Origin of the sequence: Rhizobium sp. BT04 (assembly GCF_030053135.1) — a bacterium.
Classification (GTDB): domain Bacteria; phylum Pseudomonadota; class Alphaproteobacteria; order Rhizobiales; family Rhizobiaceae; genus Rhizobium; species Rhizobium binxianense.
The window spans coordinates 1,534,444-1,553,332 of sequence record NZ_CP125652.1 but is presented as its reverse complement, the minus strand read 5'-3'; the positions used below and the strand labels follow the sequence as shown (position 1 = coordinate 1,553,332).

General features: G+C 61.6%; 19 protein-coding genes. 11 read left to right on the top strand and 8 right to left on the bottom strand.

Going from position 1 to position 18,889, the window contains the following annotated elements; genetic code table 11:
• The first annotated feature begins 2 nt into the window (after positions 1 to 2).
• The 3 genes from QMO82_RS16180 (at position 3) to QMO82_RS16170 (ending at position 1,980) form a co-directional block, all read left to right on the top strand.
• A complete protein-coding gene (locus QMO82_RS16180; protein ID WP_183608129.1) occupies positions 3 to 614 on the top strand; it encodes a flavin reductase family protein in 612 nt (203 codons plus the stop codon).
• 97 nt (positions 615 to 711) lie between these two features.
• Positions 712 to 1,209 (top strand): heme-degrading domain-containing protein, encoded by a 498-nt coding sequence (locus QMO82_RS16175; RefSeq protein ID WP_028756352.1) that lies wholly within the window; start codon positions 712 to 714, stop codon positions 1,207 to 1,209.
• Positions 1,210 to 1,356: 147 nt separating this feature from the next.
• Complete coding sequence (locus QMO82_RS16170; RefSeq protein ID WP_183608130.1) at positions 1,357 to 1,980, top strand: DUF2799 domain-containing protein; 624 nt, start codon at positions 1,357 to 1,359, stop codon at positions 1,978 to 1,980.
• Between the two features lie 3 nt (positions 1,981 to 1,983).
• Here QMO82_RS16170 and QMO82_RS16165 read toward each other — a convergent pair whose 3' ends face one another.
• The gene (locus tag QMO82_RS16165; protein WP_183608131.1) at positions 1,984 to 3,243 is read right to left on the bottom strand and encodes an AGE family epimerase/isomerase; all 1,260 of its coding nucleotides are present in this window, start codon (positions 3,241 to 3,243) and stop codon (positions 1,984 to 1,986) included.
• 168 nt (positions 3,244 to 3,411) lie between these two features.
• Between QMO82_RS16165 and metH the strand changes: the two genes are divergently transcribed.
• The 3 genes from metH to QMO82_RS16150 all read left to right on the top strand — a co-directional run bounded on the left by metH (position 3,412) and on the right by QMO82_RS16150 (position 8,016).
• Entirely contained in the window at positions 3,412 to 7,185 is a 3,774-nt protein-coding gene (gene metH, locus QMO82_RS16160; protein WP_183608132.1) for a methionine synthase, read from the top strand.
• Between the two features lie 199 nt (positions 7,186 to 7,384).
• Positions 7,385 to 7,618: a type II toxin-antitoxin system Phd/YefM family antitoxin gene (locus QMO82_RS16155; RefSeq protein WP_183608133.1), complete on the top strand. Its 234-nt coding sequence runs from the start codon at positions 7,385 to 7,387 to the stop codon at positions 7,616 to 7,618.
• The gene (locus QMO82_RS16150) at positions 7,615 to 8,016 is read left to right on the top strand and encodes a type II toxin-antitoxin system VapC family toxin (protein WP_183608134.1); all 402 of its coding nucleotides are present in this window, start codon (positions 7,615 to 7,617) and stop codon (positions 8,014 to 8,016) included. Before QMO82_RS16155 ends, QMO82_RS16150 begins: the two co-directional genes overlap by 4 nt.
• Before the next feature lie 3 nt (positions 8,017 to 8,019).
• Here the strand turns inward: QMO82_RS16150 and QMO82_RS16145 are convergent, their stop codons facing one another.
• From QMO82_RS16145 to QMO82_RS16135, 3 genes are all read right to left on the bottom strand, one after another.
• Complete coding sequence (locus QMO82_RS16145) at positions 8,020 to 8,784, bottom strand: GntR family transcriptional regulator (protein WP_183608135.1); 765 nt, start codon at positions 8,782 to 8,784, stop codon at positions 8,020 to 8,022.
• Positions 8,781 to 9,665: an N-acetylglucosamine kinase gene (locus QMO82_RS16140; protein WP_183608136.1), complete on the bottom strand. Its 885-nt coding sequence runs from the start codon at positions 9,663 to 9,665 to the stop codon at positions 8,781 to 8,783. Before QMO82_RS16140 ends, QMO82_RS16145 begins: the two co-directional genes overlap by 4 nt.
• A 124-nt stretch (positions 9,666 to 9,789) precedes the next feature.
• Positions 9,790 to 10,068, bottom strand: coding sequence for a hypothetical protein (locus QMO82_RS16135; RefSeq protein WP_183608137.1), 279 nt, complete (start codon positions 10,066 to 10,068; stop codon positions 9,790 to 9,792).
• A gap of 126 nt (positions 10,069 to 10,194) precedes the next feature.
• Between QMO82_RS16135 and QMO82_RS16130 the strand changes: the two genes are divergently transcribed.
• The 5 genes from QMO82_RS16130 (at position 10,195) to QMO82_RS16110 (ending at position 15,533) form a co-directional block, all read left to right on the top strand.
• Positions 10,195 to 11,454 (top strand): ABC transporter substrate-binding protein, encoded by a 1,260-nt coding sequence (locus QMO82_RS16130; protein ID WP_183608138.1) that lies wholly within the window; start codon positions 10,195 to 10,197, stop codon positions 11,452 to 11,454.
• Positions 11,455 to 11,669: 215 nt separating this feature from the next.
• A complete protein-coding gene (locus tag QMO82_RS16125; protein ID WP_183608139.1) occupies positions 11,670 to 12,617 on the top strand; it encodes a carbohydrate ABC transporter permease in 948 nt (315 codons plus the stop codon).
• Positions 12,618 to 12,626: 9 nt separating this feature from the next.
• Entirely contained in the window at positions 12,627 to 13,466 is an 840-nt protein-coding gene (locus tag QMO82_RS16120) for a carbohydrate ABC transporter permease (protein ID WP_028755805.1), read from the top strand.
• Positions 13,463 to 14,521, top strand: a complete 1,059-nt coding sequence (locus tag QMO82_RS16115) for a Gfo/Idh/MocA family protein (RefSeq protein WP_183608140.1) — start codon at positions 13,463 to 13,465, stop codon at positions 14,519 to 14,521. Before QMO82_RS16120 ends, QMO82_RS16115 begins: the two co-directional genes overlap by 4 nt.
• A gap of 10 nt (positions 14,522 to 14,531) precedes the next feature.
• Positions 14,532 to 15,533 carry an ABC transporter ATP-binding protein gene (locus QMO82_RS16110; protein WP_183608141.1) on the top strand — a complete coding sequence of 334 codons (1,002 nt, stop codon included), beginning with the start codon at positions 14,532 to 14,534 and terminating at the stop codon, positions 15,531 to 15,533.
• Positions 15,534 to 15,603: 70 nt separating this feature from the next.
• Here the strand turns inward: QMO82_RS16110 and QMO82_RS16105 are convergent, their stop codons facing one another.
• From QMO82_RS16105 to QMO82_RS16090, 4 genes are all read right to left on the bottom strand, one after another.
• Entirely contained in the window at positions 15,604 to 15,909 is a 306-nt protein-coding gene (locus QMO82_RS16105; protein WP_183608142.1) for an NIPSNAP family protein, read from the bottom strand.
• A 195-nt stretch (positions 15,910 to 16,104) separates the two neighbouring features.
• The gene (locus tag QMO82_RS16100) at positions 16,105 to 17,166 is read right to left on the bottom strand and encodes an ABC transporter ATP-binding protein (protein ID WP_183608143.1); all 1,062 of its coding nucleotides are present in this window, start codon (positions 17,164 to 17,166) and stop codon (positions 16,105 to 16,107) included.
• A gap of 12 nt (positions 17,167 to 17,178) precedes the next feature.
• Positions 17,179 to 17,967, bottom strand: coding sequence for an ABC transporter permease (locus QMO82_RS16095; RefSeq protein ID WP_183608144.1), 789 nt, complete (start codon positions 17,965 to 17,967; stop codon positions 17,179 to 17,181).
• Positions 17,964 to 18,857 (bottom strand): ABC transporter permease subunit, encoded by an 894-nt coding sequence (locus tag QMO82_RS16090; protein WP_183608145.1) that lies wholly within the window; start codon positions 18,855 to 18,857, stop codon positions 17,964 to 17,966. Before QMO82_RS16090 ends, QMO82_RS16095 begins: the two co-directional genes overlap by 4 nt.
• Positions 18,858 to 18,889: the final 32 nt, after the last annotated feature.

Genomic DNA, 18,889 nt, shown 5'->3' with positions numbered 1-18,889 from the left:
CCATGGCCATTTCCTTCGACTTCACGCAGCTTTCGGAGCGCGAGCGTTACAAGCTGATGATCGGCACGATCATTCCGCGGCCGATCGCGCTGGTGACGACGGTCGATGAGCATGGCCGGATCAACGCCGCACCCTTCAGCTTCTTCAACTGCCTGTCGGCCGATCCGCCGATCCTGGCGATCGGGGTCGAGAACAATGCCGATATGTCGTTCAAGGACACCGGTCACAATATCCGCATGACCGAGGTCTTCACCGTCAACATCGTCTCCTTTGCCATCGCCGAGGCGATGCATGTCTGCGGCGCCAGATATCCGCGCGGCGTCGACGAGCTGAAGGAGGCGGGGTTGACCGCGATGCCGGGCGAGAAGGTGGCTTCGCCCTGGATCGCCGAGGCGCCGGCCGCCTTCGAATGCCGGCGGCATGTGACGCTGGAGCTCGGACGCTCGCGGCAGATCGTCATGGGCGAGATCGTTTATGCGCATTACCGCGACGGCGTCGTCGATCCGGAAAGGCTGCATGTCGATCCGGCCGCGGTCGATGCGATTGCGAGGCTCGGCGGCGACACCTGCGCCACCATCCGCGACCGTTTCGAGATGCTGACGCCGAAGCTCTGACGGGTGGGATAGGCCATAGGTCCAAGTTTTTGCTTTACTTTTTCGGCTCCCGCGCGAATGGTCTGCACGGATTATCGCGGCAGAGGAGCGCTTACCCATGACAATCGAGAACGATCTCAGCCGGATCGCGGAGCAGGAGAAGGCGCTGAGCTTCGACGCTTTCGACCTGACGACGGCATGGCAGCTCGGCAAGCTCCTGCAGGAACTCGCCACCGAGCGCGGCCTCGGCATTGCGATCGATGTGACCCTGCATTCGATGCCGGTCTTTTACGCGGCATTGCCCGGTGTTACGCCCGACAACGTCAACTGGGTCCGCCGCAAGCGCAACATGGTGCTGCGTTATTTCCGCAGCAGCTATGCCTCCGGCCTGAAGCTGCAGAAGGACGGCAAGACGGTTGAGGATAACGGGCTTGATGGCGCCGACTATGCGCCGCATGGCGGCAGTTTTCCGATCAACGTCAAGGGCACCGGCTGCATCGGCGCCGTCACCGTCTCCGGCCTGCCGCAGCGCGACGACCACAATCTCGCCGTCGAGGCGCTGGCGCTGATGCTGGCGAAGGATCTGGATACGCTGCGGCTTGCCCCACCGCTGTGATGCGGTTGCTCTGACATCGTCGCTTTCGCCGTAATTTTGACAGAAAAAAGCCATGAAAACTGCAAAATCGTGTCGCCGCTCCGGTGACGCGGGCTTGTCCTGCGGCTAAGCTGCGGTCATTGCACTCCTCATTTTACCCGGGACGCCATGATCCGCCTGTTCTTTGCGCTTGCCGCCACTGTCGGCTTCGGCCTTTTCCTTGTCTCCTGCAACACGCTGTCCAAGGAGGAATGTGTCGCCGCCGACTGGCGGGTGATCGGCGAGAGTGACGGGGCGGCGGGTTACGAGCCGCAACAGCGTTTCGCCGCACATGCGAAATCCTGCGAGCGGGTCAAGATCGTGCCCGACCAGACAATCTGGTTTCAGGGGTACCAGACCGGCCTGGTGCGCTACTGCACGCCGCTCAGCGGGCTTGCACGCGGCCAGGCGGGCAGCGGTTACGCCAATGTCTGCCCACCGGAAGCCGCGTCGGGCTTCCTGCGCGGCTTCAACCTCGGCAGCAAGCAGCACGGGCTGCAGGAGCGCCTGACCTCGATGCAGAACGATTATAGCTCCAAGGAGACTGAGATCGATGAGCTTTCCGACAAGCTGAAGGATGCCAAGGACGGCGACCGCTCGGAACTGCGCCGGCGGATCGAGGATCTGGAAGACGATATGCACGACATTCGCCGCGACCAGCGCGACGTGCAGGACGACCTCGACCGCGTCAACGAGGATGTCGAATGGTTCCAGCGCAACCCGAGCGCCGAACTGCCGGCGCCGGGCTACTGAACCTCAGAGCTTGCCGCCGGCCTCGGCGATGCCCTTCGTCAGGCTGCCGGTGGCCGGGAAGAGCGGGATGAGGCAGGCCTGCAGGGCGTGGTAGATGTCGCCCTTGCCGGGGAACAGCGAGTGCGAGGGCACGAGATCTTCCGTCAGTTCTTCGTGCCAGCCGCCGTTCTTGTGGTCGATGAAGGCGCGTTCGATCACGTTCCAGATCTTGCGGTAGCTCTCCTCGTGGAAATCGCTCGGCAGGTGCTCGTTGAGGAAGTGTGCGGCAGCCGCACCTTCGCAGGCCGGCCACCAGAGCTTGTTGCGCTTGGCGGGCTTGTCGTCCCAGTCGAGCGTGTAGAAGAAGCCGCCCCTGTCGTTGTCCCAGCCGAGCGCCATGGATTGGGCAAACAGCGCCTTGGCAGCATCCGGCATCCATTCGATGCGTTTACCGCCGAGCGCCCAGAGCTGCAGGATCAGGCGGGCCCATTCCAGCCAGTGGCCGGGCGTCGTGCCGGCCGGGCGGAACATTTCATTCGGGTGATAATAAGTCTTGTCGAGGGTCCATTCGGCGTCGAAATGCTCGGCAACGCGCCAGTCGACCGAACCGGCTGCCCGGCGGATGACGAGATCGGCGATGCTTTCGGCCTTGGTCAGATAGTGTTTGTCGCCGGTGGCTTCGAAGGCCGCCATCAGCGCTTCGGTTAGGTGCATGTTAGAGTTCTGGCCGCGATAGGCGCCGCCGTCGAGCGGCTGCCAGTCGGCGGTGAATTCCTCGGCGATCGCGCCGTGCTTGGCTTCCCAGAACTTGGTGGTCAGGATCTCGGTGATATCGTCGAGCATGCCGTCGGCCAGCGGATGGCCGATGGTTTTTGCGGAGGAGGCGGCGAGCAGCACGAAGGCATGGCCATAACCCTGCTTGTTGGAATCGACCGGACCGTCATTGTTAAGCGACCAGAAATAGCCGCCGTTTTTCCGGTCGCGATGGTGGTTCCAGAGATAGTCCATGCCGTGGTCGACGAGATCGCCAGCCCCCGGGCGGCCGAGCAGGGCGCCGATCGAGAAGCAGTGCACGGCGCGCGCCGCAATATGGATGCCGCGCACCTGGCCCTCGGCGTCGAGCGGCCTGCCTTGATCGTCGAGATCGTAGAAGCCGCCCTTGGGGTTGACGGAATTGTGCTGGAAGAAATCGAAGAGGCCGTTCGCCTGGTTGAGCAGCCAGCCGCGATGATAGGCGTGGGTCGTCCAGTTTCCAAGCACGGCGTTGCCGGTTGTGGGTGCCATGATGCTCCTCCGATTTCGTGCACAAACGTCGCAAACGCCTATATAGAGGTCGAGTGAACCTGTCATCGGCGAAGGTTTGCAAAGCACGAAATCACTAGCCATATATTGACATAAAGATATCTTTATGTGATTTGGAAGTCTGGTCTTACGACGTCAAGGAGCCCTCCCGTGTTTGACACCCTCTTTGGTCCGGAAACGGGCAAGCGTGACGGCAGCGAAGTTTTCGCGGCTTTGAAACAAGCCGCGAGCGAGCGCATCCTTGTCCTCGACGGCGCCATGGGTACGCAGATCCAAGGGCTCGGCTATGACGAAGACCAGTTCCGCGGCACGCGCTTCATCGGCTGCGCCTGTCACCAGAAGGGCAATAACGACCTTCTGATCCTGACCCAGCCGGATGCGATCGAAGAGATCCATTACAAATACGCCAAGGCCGGCGCCGATATTCTCGAGACCAACACCTTCTCCTCGACCCGCATCGCGCAGGCCGATTACGAGATGGAAGGCGCGGTCTACGACCTCAACAAGGAAGGCGCCGAGATCGTCCGCCGGGCAGCCCAGCGCGCCGAACGCGAGGACGGCCGCCGCCGCTTCGTTGCCGGCGCCATCGGGCCGACCAACCGCACCGCCTCGATCTCGCCCGACGTCAACAATCCCGGTTTCCGCGCCGTCACTTTCGACGATCTGCGCGACGCCTATGGCGAGCAGATCGACGGGCTGATCGACGGCGGCGCCGACATCATCCTCATCGAGACGATTTTCGACACGCTGAACGCCAAGGCGGCGATTTTCGCCTGCGAGGAGCGCTTCGCGGCCAAAGGCGTGCGCCTGCCGGTGATGATCTCCGGCACGATCACCGATCTTTCCGGCCGCACGCTCTCCGGCCAGACGCCGTCGGCCTTCTGGAACTCGGTGCGTCATGCCAACCCGTTCACGATCGGCCTCAACTGCGCGCTCGGCGCCAATGCGATGCGCCCGCATCTGCAGGAGCTTTCGGGCGTCGCTGACACCTTCATTTGCGCCTATCCGAATGCCGGCCTGCCGAACGAATTCGGCCAGTATGACGAAACGCCGGAGCTGATGGCGGCGCAGATCGACAGCTTCGCCCGCGAAGGCCTGGTCAATATCGTCGGTGGCTGCTGCGGTTCGACGCCGGAACATATCCGGGCGATTGCCGAGACCGTGGCGAAATACAAGCCGCGGCCGATCCCTGAGCATCGCCCCTTCATGTCGCTGTCGGGTCTCGAACCCTTCGAACTGACCAAGGACATTCCCTTCGTCAACGTCGGCGAGCGCACCAACGTCACCGGCTCGGCGAAGTTCCGCAAGCTGATCACCAATGCCGATTACACGGCAGCGCTCGATGTCGCCCGCGACCAGGTCGAGAACGGCGCGCAGGTGATCGACATCAACATGGACGAGGGCCTGATCGATTCCGAAAAGGCGATGGTCGAGTTCCTCAACCTGATCGCCGCCGAGCCTGACATTGCCCGTGTGCCCGTGATGATCGACTCGTCGAAATTCTCGATCATCGAATCCGGCCTGAAGCGCGTCCAGGGCAAGCCGATCGTCAACTCGATCTCGCTGAAGGAAGGCGAGGAAAATTTCCTCGCCCAGGCGCGGCTGCTGCACAATTATGGTGCCGCCGTCGTCGTCATGGCCTTCGACGAGACGGGACAGGCGGACAGCTATGAGCGCAAGGTGGAAATTTGCACGCGCGCCTACAAGCTGCTGACCGAGAAGATCGGCTTCCCGCCCGAGGACATCATCTTCGACCCGAACATCTTCGCGGTCGCGACCGGCATCGAAGAGCACAATAATTACGGCGTCGATTTCATCGAGGCGACGCGGACGATCCGTGAGCGCATGCCGCTCGTGCATATCTCCGGCGGCGTTTCCAACCTGTCCTTCTCGTTCCGCGGCAACGAGCCGGTGCGCGAAGCGATGCATGCCGTGTTCCTCTACCACGCCATCCAGGCGGGCATGGACATGGGCATCGTCAATGCCGGCCAGCTGGCGGTCTACGACAATATCGATCCCGAATTGCGCCAGGCCTGCGAGGACGTGGTGCTGAACCGCCGCCCCGAAGCCACCGAGCGGCTGCTCGAAGTGGCCGAGCGTTTCCGCGGCGCCGGCGCCAGGGAAGGCCGTGTCCAGGATCTCTCCTGGCGCGAATGGAGCGTCGAGAAGCGTCTCGAACATGCGCTGGTCAACGGCATCACCGAATATATCGAAGCCGATACCGAGGAGGCGCGCCAGCAGGCCGCCCGGCCGCTGCATGTCATCGAGGGCCCGCTGATGGCCGGCATGAACGTCGTCGGCGACCTCTTCGGCTCGGGCAAGATGTTCCTGCCGCAGGTGGTGAAGTCGGCGCGCGTCATGAAGCAGGCGGTCGCCGTGCTGCTGCCTTACATGGAAGAGGAAAAGCGCCTCAATGGCGGCGAAGAGCGCCAGTCGGCCGGCAAGATCCTGATGGCGACCGTCAAGGGCGATGTGCACGATATCGGCAAGAACATCGTCGGCGTCGTGCTGGCCTGCAACAATTACGAGATCGTCGACCTCGGCGTCATGGTGCCGGCGACGAAGATCCTCGAAACGGCGATCGCCGAAAAGGTCGATGTCATCGGTCTTTCGGGCCTGATCACGCCGTCGCTCGACGAGATGGTGCATGTCGCCGCCGAGATGGAGCGGCAGGGTTTCGAGATCCCATTGCTGATCGGCGGGGCGACGACCAGCCGCGTGCATACGGCCGTGAAGATCCATCCGGGCTACAACAAGGGGCAGACGGTCTACGTCACCGATGCCAGCCGCGCCGTCGGCGTCGTCTCCGCGCTGCTCTCGCCGGAAACGCGCCAGAGCTATGTTGATGATATCAGAGCCGAATATGCCAAGGTGGCGGCCGCCCATGCGCGCAGCGAAGCCGAGAAGGTGCGCCTGCCGCTACCGCGAGCCCGTGAGAATGCCCATAAGGTCGACTGGTCGGCCTACCAGCCGACCAAGCCGCAATTCTTCGGCACGCAGGTGTTCGAGGATTACGATCTCGCCGAGCTTGCCAGATACATCGACTGGACGCCGTTCTTCCAGACCTGGGAACTGCGCGGCCGTTACCCCGCCATTCTCGAGGACGAGAAGCAGGGCGAGGCGGCGCGTGCGCTCTGGGCCGATGCGCAGAGCATGCTGAAGAAGATCATCGACGAGAAGTGGTTCCGCCCGCGCGCCGTCATCGGCTTCTGGCCGGCCGGCGCCGTCGGCGACGATATCCGCCTGTTCACGGACGAAAGCCGCAAACAGGAACTCGAGACCTTCTATACGCTGCGCCAGCAGCTTTCGAAGCGGGACGGGCGACCGAACGTTGCGCTCTCCGACTTCGTCGCGCCTGTCACAAGCGGTGTAAAGGATTATGTCGGCGGCTTCGTGGTCACGGCCGGCATCGAGGAAATCGCCATCGCCGAGCGCTTCGAACGCGCCAACGACGATTATTCCTCGATCCTCGTCAAGGCGCTCGCCGACCGCTTCGCCGAAGCTTTTGCCGAGCGCATGCATGAGCAGGTGCGTCGCGACTATTGGGGTTATGCCAAGGACGAGACGCTCAGCAACGAGGATCTCATCACCGAAGCCTATGCCGGTATTCGCCCGGCGCCGGGTTATCCCGCACAGCCCGATCACACCGAAAAGGCAACACTCTTCAAGCTGCTCGACGCTGAAAAAGCGGCCGGTGTGAAGCTGACGGAGAGCTATGCGATGTGGCCGGGTTCCTCGGTCTCCGGCCTCTATATCGGCCACCCCGACTCCTACTATTTCGGCGTCGCCAAGGTGGAGCGGGACCAGGTGCAAGACTATGCCAAGCGCAAGGGCATGGAGGTTTCCGAAGTCGAACGCTGGCTCGGACCGGTGCTGAACTACGTGCCGCGCAAGGCGGATGAGGAAATCGACGACGCGGCCTGATGGCCGAGTCATCCTCGTCGCTTAAGGCGGCAAACTCAGAGATTGATTCAATGCGCGGAAAAGCCGGGAGGTGATTCACTTTCCGACTTTATGATATTGATGTGGCTTAACAATTCCCTCGATTTCACATCCTTTGAATTTGATGGCAGAATGCGAGGTGAAATGATATCATTAGCTAAGTTAGCTAATGAGGGCCGCGATGCAGGTTACGATCCATGCCGCAAAGACCAATCTGTCGAAATTGATCGACGCCGCTCTTTCCGGTGAGGAGGTGGTGATTGCCAAGGGGCGCAAACCTGTCGTGAAGATCATTCCGATTGTGCAGCCTTCCTTTAAAGTCGGCCTGCTCAAAGGGCAGGTTGTTGGACGTGGGCCGGACTTTTTCGAACCCATGGATGAGGGCGAACTTGCATCCTGGGAAGGGGCCGAGTGAATTCGCTTCTGCTCGACACCCATGCCTGGGCATGGTCGCTGACCGGCGACGAGCGGCTCTCGGCCAAGGCGATTGCTTTGATCGAAAAGGCGGAGATTATTCTCGTCAGTCCAATATCCCTGTTTGAAATTGGGCAGAAGGTTCGTCTTGGCAAATGGCCGGAGATGGAGCCTTTCATCGAGCGGCTCGCAGATCTGTTGCATGAACAGGGCGGCGTTACCGCCGCGCTGACGCCGGATATATGTTTGACCGCTGCTGTCATAGAGTGGCAGCATCGAGATCCCTTCGACCGGCTGCTTGCGGCAACCGCCATGCATAATGGTATACCAATCATCTCCGCCGACATGATCTTCGACGAACTTAGCGGACGCGACCTTTGGATTGCCCGCTTCTGGTAAGGTCTACGTGACCGCGATCGTCAGCTCCGCGACAAAGTCATAAGCGTCGCCGCGATAGAGCGAGCGGGTGAATTCCACGGCGCGGCCGGAGCCGAGGTAGGAAATGCGCTCGATCGACAGGCCGGCGGCGCCGACGGGGACGCCGAGAAGCTGGGCGTCGGCTTCCTTCATATTGGTCGCCGAAATGCGCTGCACGGCGCGCACGGGTCGGACCTGGAGGCGTTCGAGTTCGGCATAGAGCGAATTGGTGACCGCCGCCGGATCCGGCAGGAATTCGCCGGAGACGCTGGCATTTTCGATCGCCAGCGGCTGGTCGTCGGCGATGCGCAGACGGGAGAGGCGCGAAACCTTTACGTCGGCGGCGAGGCCGAGGATCATCATCTCGTCGGGCGAGGGGGTGTGGATGCCCTTATGCAGCCATTCGGAGCGCGAGGACATGCCGCGGCGCGCCATGTCTTCGGTGAAGGAGGTGAGCTGCGACAGGCGCTGCTCGACCTTGGAGACCGGCTTGGCGACGAAGGTGCCCGAGCCGTGGCGGCGCACCAGCAGGCCGTCGGCGACGAGTTCGTCGATCGCCTTGCGTACGGTGACCCGGCTGACGGCGGCAAGTTCGGCGATGTCGCGCTCCGGCGGCAGCGCGTCGCCATGGCCGAGGGTGCCTGTGCGCACGGCTTCTTCGAGCGTGCGGCGCAGCTTGACATAGAGCGGGCCGGTGCCGGCCGCCTGCAGGCGTTCCAGCGACAGGATTGTGGCGAGATCGTCGGTCATGCCGCACCTCTCTGCTGATCGTTCAGAAGCTTGACCGCAAGTTCCACCGCACCCTGCAGGGCATCTCCCTTCGGCTTGGCAAGCCGTGACCTGTAGCGTTCGGAAAGCCACGGCTCATAGGCTCCCGCAAGGCCACCGAGCAGGCAGATCGACGGGCATTCGGACCATAGCAGTGCTTCAAGGCTTTCGCCGATCGCCGTCGCCGCATCGGTGACGATGCCGGCCGCAACGGCATCACCCTTGGCGGCATGTTCGAAGACAACAGGCGCGTAACGGGCGAAATCCGTCGGCCGTGCCGAATGGGCGAATTCGACGATGCGCTCGGGGTCGTTGCCGTATTCCGCCATGACCGCCTCGGTCATCGGCGATGCCGGACGCACCTGGTCATGGGCGAGGAGCGAGCGTTCCATAAGGTCGCGGCCGAGGCGGGCGCCGCTCGCCTGGTCGCCGACGACGAAGCCCCAGCCGCCGATGCCATTCAGCCGGCCATCTCTACGGGCATTGTAGACCGAGCCGGTGCCGAAGGCGCCGACGATGCCGTCGGCATCGCCGAGCGCGCCTTGTAGCGCGATCAGCGCATCGGTGACGACGCGGCCTTCGGCAAAGGGCAGGGCCTTTTCGATTCGCTGGCCGTAATCCGTGACATTGGCGCCGGCGACACCGACGACTGATACAACGGAGGAAATCGCTTCAGCGTCGAGCCTCGCATCGCGCAGCGCATAGCGGGCGGATTCGACGATGTTGAAAAGAGAGTTTTCGAGATCTGACAGGATGTTGGCGGGGCCTGATCTGCCGCGACCGATGACATTGCCGCTCCTGTCCGCCACTGCGGCCCGGCAACTCGTTCCGCCGCCATCTATGCCGATTGCAAGCTCCGTCATCGGACCTCCGAATACGCCGTTCCCACATGTTTTGAATACAATACCAAAAAAATACCATTTACCAAGTGGGAATGATTGAGAAAATGTACCTTTTTATCATATTGATTTTGCTTGATAAAATTTTTTAATGAATTTTTGGCGGCGAAAAAGTTAAATTCGGCTGGACAATTGGTATTTTTTTGGCCTTAATTCGACAAAAGGGAACAGCATTTCGAAGCCCACGAAAACCGGCAGCACAGCCAAGCCGGAACCGCTTCGGGAATGATTGCCAGAATGCCGCCGGCCTGTCGGGGCGGTAGTGGAATTCAGGCGTCATCGGCTTTCCCATCATTTCGGCGCGTCCGGTGCAGGTCATCGGCAAGGCGCATAGTCCGGCCGCAGGCGATCCGCCTTTGCGTCCCATCGAGCTTTCGGGGTCGGCAGCCGCTGACGGCCCTCCAAGGGGCATTGGGGTGTTTCCTCAGACACGCCAACTGCTTGTTTCAGATCGAAAACGGCGCCTTCCGGCGCCTGAAAACAGGAGAGGGAAATGAAAAACACTGCTCTGAAAAGCTTCCTGCTTGCCTCAAGCCTACTGACGTCGGCAGGTCTCGTCCATGCCGCCGACGTCACGCTGACGGTCGAAAGCTGGCGTAACGACGACCTGCAAATCTGGCAGGAGAAGATCATCCCGGCTTTCGAAGCCAAGAACCCGGGTATCAAGATCGTCTTCTCGCCGACCGCGCCGACCGAATATAATGCTTCGCTGAACGCCAAGCTCGATGCCGGCTCCGCAGGCGATATCATCACCTGCCGTCCGTTCGACGCATCGCTCGAACTCTTCAACAAGAAGCAGCTCGTCGACATCACCAGCCTGCCCGGCATGGAGAACTTCTCTCCGGTCGCCAAGGCCGCCTGGTCGACCGACGACGGCAAGTCGACCTTCTGCGTGCCGATGGCTTCGGTCATCCATGGCTTCATCTACAACAAGGATGCCTTCGACAAGCTCGGTATTTCCATTCCGAAGACCGAAGACGAGTTCTTCGCAGCCCTCGACAAGATCAAGGCCGACGGCACCTATATTCCGCTCGCCATGGGCACGAAGGACCTCTGGGAAGCCGCCACCATGGGCTACCAGAACATCGGCCCGAACTACTGGAAGGGTGAGGAAGGCCGCGAGGCCCTGATATCAGGCAAGCAGAAGCTGACCGATGCCGACTGGGTCAAGCCCTATGAAGAGCTGGCCAAGTGGAAGCCCTATCTCGGCGACGGTTTCGAAGCCCAGACCTATTCGGACAGCCAGAACCTCTTCACGCTCGGCCGCGCCGCCATCTATCCGGCCGGTTCCTGGGAAATTGCGCTCTTCAACACGCAGGCGCAGTTCAAGATGGGCGCCTTCCCGCCGCCGGTTCCGAAGGCCGGTGACACCGGCTATATCTCCGACCATCCGGATATCGGCGTCGCTCTGAATGCCAAGAGCAAGCATGCCGAAGAAGCCAAGAAGTTCTTGAGCTGGGTCGCTTCGCCCGAGTTCGCCGACATCTACGCGAACTCCCTGCCGGGCTTCTTCAGCCTGAACTCCACCCCGGTCAAGATGTCCGATCCGCTGGCTCAGGAATTCGTTTCCTGGCGGGGCCCGTACAAGTCGACCGTGCGCTCGACCTACCAGATCTTGTCGCGCGGCACGCCGAACCTCGAAAACGAGACCTGGGTCGAATCGGCCAACGTGATCAACGGCACGGATACGCCGGCGGTTGCTGCCGAGAAGCTCCAGAAGGGCCTCGACAGCTGGTACAAGCCGGCCAAGTGAAGTGATCAGGGGCGGCGTTTGCAGCCCCTCATCCGGCCTGCCGGCCACCTTCTCCCCGCTTGCGGGGAGAGGGAGACTCGCAGCGACCTCCCAGCCCGACATGACATCCCAGCAGGGCGCGTTCCTTCTCGTATAGGGAGAGAAGGTGAGGGTGAGGCGCAACGTTATCCATCTGCGCTGCGCCTTGCGGCCAGGCGACTAGAACGGGCAAAGCCATGAGCCAAACCGACAACGCGGCCGATATCGTTCCGATCAAGCGCCCGGTGCGCTGGCACATTTTCGTCTTCATGCTGCCGGCCCTGATCGTCTATTCCGCGGTCATGGTGCTGCCACTCATCGAAACGCTCCGGCTTTCGCTCTACAATACGGTCGACGGGCAGCCGGCCTTCGTCGGACTGGCGAATTTCAAAGTGCTGTTCGGCGATCCGCGCTGGGCGCGCGATTTCTGGAATGCGCTCGTCAACAACCTGATCTTTTTTGCTATCCACATGTGTGTGCAGAACCCGATCGGCGTGGCGCTTGCCGGCCTGCTTTCGGTGCCGAAGCTGCGCGGTGTCGCCTTCTATCGCACGGCGATGTTTCTGCCGACGCTGCTCTCTTTCGTCATCGTCGGTTTCATCTGGAAACTCATCCTTTCGCCGATCTGGGGTGTCGCGCCCTGGATGCTCGATCTCATCGGCCTGAAATTCCTGTTCGCGCCCTGGCTTGGCCAGTCCGGCCCGGCGCTGATTGCTGTGTCGCTGATCTCCAACTGGCAATATATCGGCATTCCGATGATGCTGATCTATGCAGCGCTTCTCAGCATCCCCGAAGAGGTGATCGAGGCAGCCGAATGCGACGGCATCACCGGCTGGGCACAGTTCTGGAAGATCAAGCTGCCGCTCATCCTGCCGGCGATCGGCATCATCTCGATCCTGACCTTCGTCGGCAATTTCAACGCCTTCGACCTGATCTATACCGTGCAGGGGGCGCTTGCCGGGCCCGACATGTCAACCGACATTCTCGGCACGCTGCTCTACCGCACCTTCTTCGGTTTCCAGCTGCAGCTCGGCGACCGCTCGATGGGCGCGACGATCGCCACGGTGATGTTCCTCATCATCCTCGCCGGCGTCTCGCTTTATCTCTTCGTCATCCAGCGACGCATGCGTCGCTACCAGTTCTGAGGAGCGCGCATGTCCAAGGCACGCACATCTCCCATCCGCACCGGCCTCGTGCATCTGGCGCTGAGCGCCTATACGCTGGTCGCGCTGTTTCCGGTGTTTCTGACCATCGTCAACTCCTTCAAGGATCGCGCCTCGATCTTCCGCGAGCCGCTGATGATCCCGACGCCGTCGACCTTCAGCCTCGTCGGCTACCAGACGGTGCTGGGGCAGGGCGATTTCGCCACCTATTTCCAGAACAGCTTCATCGTCACGATCGTCTCGATCCTGCTGGTGCTGCTCTTCGGCGCCATGGCGGCCTTCGCGCTCTCGGAATATCGCTTCCGCGGCAATACGCTGCTCGGGCTCTATATGGCGATCGGCATCATGATCCCGATCCGTCTCGGCACGGTGGCGATCCTGCAGGGCATGGTCGCGGCCGGCCTCGTCAATACGCTGACGGCGCTGATCCTCGTCTATACCGCGCAGGGCATACCGCTGGCGATCTTCATCCTGTCGGAATTCATGCGCACGGTTTCGGACGATCTCAAGAATGCCGGGCGCATCGACGGGCTTTCCGAATATGCGATCTTCTTCCGCCTGGTTCTGCCGCTGGTGCGCCCCGCCATGGCGACGGTCGCCGTCTTCACCATGATCCCGATCTGGAACGATCTCTGGTTCCCGCTGATCCTGGCGCCTTCCGAGGCCACGAAGACGGTCACGCTCGGCTCGCAGATCTTCATCGGCCAGTTCGTCACCAACTGGAATGCGGTGCTGGCGGCGCTGTCGCTGGCGATCCTGCCGATCCTCGTCCTTTACGTCATCTTCTCGCGGCAACTGATCCGCGGCATCACGTCAGGAGCCGTCAAGTGACCGTAAAACCGATCCGTGTCCTCGTTGCCGGCCTCGGCAATATGGGCCGCAGCCATGCGCTCGCCTATCACAACAATCCAGGCTTCGAGATCGTCGGTCTCGTCAACCGCTCGACGCCGCAGCTCGAGCCCGCGCTGCAGGCCTATACGATCCATCCCGACTTCATGACGGCGCTCGCCGAGCTGAAGCCGGACCTCTGCTCGATCAATACCTATTCCGACAGCCATGCCGACTATGCCGTCGCCGCCTTCGAGGCCGGCTGCGACGTCTTCGTGGAGAAGCCGCTGGCGACCACGGTCGCCGATGCCGAGCGTGTCGTGGCGGCGGCTGAGAAGGCGGGGCGCAAGCTGGTGATCGGCTATATCCTTCGCCATCACCCTTCCTGGATGAAGCTGATCGAAGAGGCGCGCAAGCTCGGCCCGCCTTACGTCTTCCGCATGAACCTCAACCAGCAGTCCAGTGGCCCGACCTGGGCGACTCACAAGTCGCTGATGCGCACAACTTCGCCGATCGTCGATTGCGGCGTGCATTATGTCGACGTCATGTGTCAGATTACCGACGCCAGGGCCGTCGAGGTGCGCGGCATGGGGCTGCGCCTGTCCGACGAGATCGCCGCCGACATGTATAATTACGGTCACCTGCAGGTGCTTTTCGAGGATGGCTCGGTCGGCTGGTACGAGGCCGGCTGGGGGCCGATGATTTCTGAGACCGCCTTCTTCGTGAAGGATGTGATGTCGCCGAAGGGCGCGGTGTCGATCGTCATGGATCCGAACGCCAAGTCCGACGATATCGACACGCATACCAAGACGTCGGTGATCCGTCTGCACACGGCCGAGACCGGCCCGGACGGCAAGTTCATCCGGCCCGACCAGGATATGAGAATGACGGGCGAGCCCGGTCATCAGGCGCTCTGCGACCTGGAACAGGCCTTCATGCTGAGGGCGATCCGCGAGGATCTGAACCTCGATCGCCATATGGCGGATGCGGTGGCATCGCTGCGCATCTGCCTTGCCGCCGACGAGAGCGTGCGTACCGGCCAGCCGGTCAGATTATAAGGAATAACCAGTGGGATCGCTTCAACTCAAATCCATCCGCAAGACCTATGGCACGCATGAGGTGCTGAAAGGCATCGACCTCGAAGTCAAGGACGGCGAATTCGTCATCTTCGTCGGGCCGTCGGGCTGCGGGAAATCGACGCTGCTGCGCAGTATTGCGGGCCTTGAGGACGTCACCTCGGGCGCGGTGGTCATCAACGGCCGCGATGAGACGCTGACGCCACCGGCCAAGCGCGGCATCGCCATGGTGTTCCAGTCTTACGCGCTCTATCCGCACCTGACGGTCAAGGACAATATGGGGCTCGGTCTCAAGCAGGCCGGCACCGCCAAGGACGAGATCGACAAGCGTGTCGGCAAGGCATCCGGCATGCTTTCACTGGAACCCTATCTGGCGCGGCGGCCGGCCGAGCTCTCCGGCGGCCAGCGCCAGCGCGTCGCCATCGGCCGTGCCATCGTGCGCGAACCGGAACTCTTCCTGTTCGACGAACCGCTGTCGAACCTCGATGCGGCGCTGCGCGTCCAGACCCGCCTCGAGATCGCCCGGCTGCACCGCAGCCTGAAGGCAACGATGATCTATGTCACCCACGACCAGGTCGAGGCGATGACGCTTGCCGACAAGATCGTGGTGCTGAATGCCGGCGCGATCGAGCAGATCGGTTCGCCGATGGAGCTTTACAATCGTCCGGCCAATGTCTTCGTTGCCGGCTTCATCGGCTCGCCGCAGATGAATTTCATCGCGGCCGAGAAGGTCGGCGATCACAGCGCCAAGACGATCGGCGTGCGTCCCGAACACCTGACGTTGTCGCGCGAACAGGGGACTTGGGCTGCGAAGGTCGTGCATGTCGAGCATCTCGGCGCCGACACGATCATCTATCTGGAATCCGACCAATGCGGCCTGCTGACGGCGCGTCTTTTCGGAGAGCACCAGTATGAACCGGACGAGATCGTCTATGCGACCCCGGACCAGGCGCACGTGCATCGCTTCGATGTAGACGACCAGGCGATCCGCTAAGCGCATGACAGAACGAAAAAGCCCCGACAAGCCTGGCGGGGCTTTTCATTTCCCGTCGTGCACGGTTCGATCAGCCGAGCAAGGGCCGCATGAAACTGCGTTCATAGCTGACGATACTGCGGTTGTGTTTGTCGAGTTCAAACGCGGCCTGACATTCCGGATCGCTTGCCATGCGTGTGCGATAGTCCTCGTAGGCGGCAAGGCTCGGGAAGGAAAACAAGGCAACGGCAATGTTGTTGGCGCCTTCGGACGGCAGGAAATAACCGTGATGGGTGCCGCCCATCCTGTTGACGATCGGAATCCAGAGCCGGGCATATTCCTCGAATTCGGCAAGCTTGTGTGGATCGATCACATAACGCAGGTGGCAGGTAATCATTGACATATCCCATCGCGTAAAATGCCGGACGGAGGGCTACCCGGCTCGTTTGGTTCGCTCAACTTCTGGCACCGAGCTGGGAGAGTTCAAGTGCTTTGCGGTGATGGCTGCATCACGTTTGCTGACAGGTCGGACGACCTGAAATGAAAAAGGCGCCGTTTCGCGGCGCCTTTTGCCTCAGCAGTATTGGCGAAATCAGTCGCGGATGATCAGCAGGTCGGCTGCCATGAAGCGCAGCGTTACCGTTTCGCCGGCCTGCGGCGGGGTGGTGCCCGGGCTGTTGAACATGTCGAAGGAGATGACGTTGCCGCCGACATTCATGCGGGTGCGGATGACCGAACCCAGGAAGTGCGCCGAGACGACCTGACCGGTCAGCGCCGTGTCGCTTCTGGCGCTGTCGGAGAGCGAACCTGCTTCCGGGCGCAGCGCCAGCGAAATGGTCTCGCCGGCCTTGTGGGCTGCGACCGACTGCTTCAGCGTGACAGCCTGGTCGCCGATCTGGATGCGGTTCGTGTTGGGGTCGACGACCGTGGCCTCGATGAGGTTCAGCGTGCCGACGAAGGAAGCGACGAAGCGCGTCGCCGGCGTGTTGTAGATTTCGAAGGGCGAACCGATCTGGTCGGCCTTGCCGGCATTCATGACGACGATGCGGTCGGAGATCGAGAGCGCCTCTTCCTGATCGTGGGTGACGAAGACCGTTGTGATGCCGAGCTGCTGCTGGATCTGGCGGATTTCCTCGCGCAGCGACACGCGGATCTTGGCGTCGAGTGCGGAGAGCGGCTCGTCGAGCAATAATACCTGCGGCTTGACGGCAAGCGCGCGGGCAAGGGCGACACGCTGCTGTTGGCCGCCCGACATCTGGTAGGGGAAGCGGTCGGCCAGGTGATCGAGCTTGATCAGGCCGAGCATTTCCTTGACGCGGGCGTCGATTTCAGGCTTCGGGGCGCCGGCGACCTTGAGGCCGAAGGCGACATTGTCGTGGACCGTCATATTGGGGAACAGCGCGTAGGCCTGGAACACCATGCCGATATTGCGCTGGTTCGGTTTCAGCGAGCTCTGGTCCTTGCCGTTGATGGTCAGCGTGCCGCCGGTCGGTGTTTCGAAGCCGGCGATCATGCGCAGAACGGTCGTCTTGCCGCAGCCAGACGGTCCGAGGAAGGACACGAACTCGCCCTTCTCGATCGTCATGTTGAAGTTCTTGACGACCTGAACCGGGCCGAAGGATTTCTGAATGTTGGTCAGCGTGAGAAAAGACATGAGCCAGATACCTTAAGCCTTTGCCGGGGCGGCTTTGCCGAAGCGGGAAACGAGATTGAGCAGGCCCATGCTGAGCCAGGTGATCGAGAAGGCGATGACGGCGAGCGCCGAAGGCTCATAGGCCTTGTTGGCGCCGACCAGCTGCAGGTAGGGACCGAAGGCCGGACGGTTGAGCAGTGCGGCGAAGGTGAATTCGCCCATGACGATCGCGAGCGTGATGAAGGCGCCCGACAGCACGCCGCTCATGACGTTCGGGAAAATGCACTTGAACAGGATGGTCGTCCAGCGGGCGCCGAGGCTCTCGGCCGCTTCCGTCAGGGTGCGGACGTCGATGGCGCGCATGGCGGTATCGACGGCGCGGTACATGTAGGGCAGCGACAGCGTGATATAGGAGAAGACCAGTAGGATGTTGGTGCCGGTCGTCGAACCCGTCAGCGGCAGATAGGACGACGAGTTGTACATCCTGAGGTAACCGAAGACGATGACGATCGCCGGAATGACGAGCGGCAGCAGCGTAATGAACTCGACGACGGGGCGCATCTGCGGCAGGCGCAGCCGCACCCAATAGGCCGTCGGCACGACGAGCAGCATGCCGAAGACGATGGTCAGCAACGCCATCAGCATGGAATAGCCGAAGGTCTCGCGGAACTGAATGTCCGAGAAGACCGATTCATAGGCATCGAAGCTGTATTCTCCGCGGCGCATGCGCAGCGAAAACTCGATCGTGCCGATCAACGGAATGACGAAATAGGATGCGCCCAGAACGACGGCGATCCAGGCTCCGAGACGTTGAGCTTTCATTTCTGCCACCGTTCGGCGCGCATGCGCAGCATGAGGTAAAGGATGTTGGAGACGCCCGTGATGACGATCATGCCGAGCGCGATGGCGTAGCCAAGGTTGGCATTGTGCAGGACGTCGCCGCGGATCTGCGCATAGAGCAGGATCGGCACGATATTCAGCGAGCTGCCGGTCAACGCAAAGGCGGTGGCTATGGCGCCGAAGGCATTGGCGAAGAGCAGCAGCGTCGTGCCGAGCAGGCTCGGCCAGAGGATCGGCATTGCGACCATCGTCCAGTATTGGCGGTTGGTGGCGCCTAATATCTGCGAGGCTTCGCGCCATTCCTTCTTCATGCCATCAAGCGCCGGCGTCAGGATCAGCACCATCAGCGGGATCTGGAAATACATGTAGGTGATGGTGAGGCCGAAGAAGGACAGCAGGTTGAAACCGGTGCCGTAGAGATTGAAGCCGAACCATTCGCGGAGGAGGAATGTCACGAGGCCGGTGCGGCCGAGCGTTGCCAGAAAGGCGAAGGCAAGTGGCACGCCGGCGAAATTCGAGGCGACGCCGGAGAAGGTCAGCAGCGTCGAGCGCACGGAGGCGGGCAGGCCGCCGAGCACGACGGCCCAGGCGAGAAAGAAGCCGATCAGCGCGCCGCCAAGGGCGGAGGCGACCGAGACGCGGATACTGATCCAGTAAGCGCTTATGATCGATGGGGTAAAGAGATCGCCGATGTTCTTCAGCGTAAGGTCGCCCTCGGGCGTCAGGAATGCGCCCGCCACAAGATAAAGCGTGGGGATGATCAGGAACAGCAGGGAGAAAATGATGAAGGGTGCAATGCCCAGCCAGTCGATCACACGGTCTCGGTTGATCAAGGGGGCGCTGCTCACCATAGGCGTTGACACGGTGCTCATGGAAAAGCTCATCCTGGGGCGTCGGAGTGAGA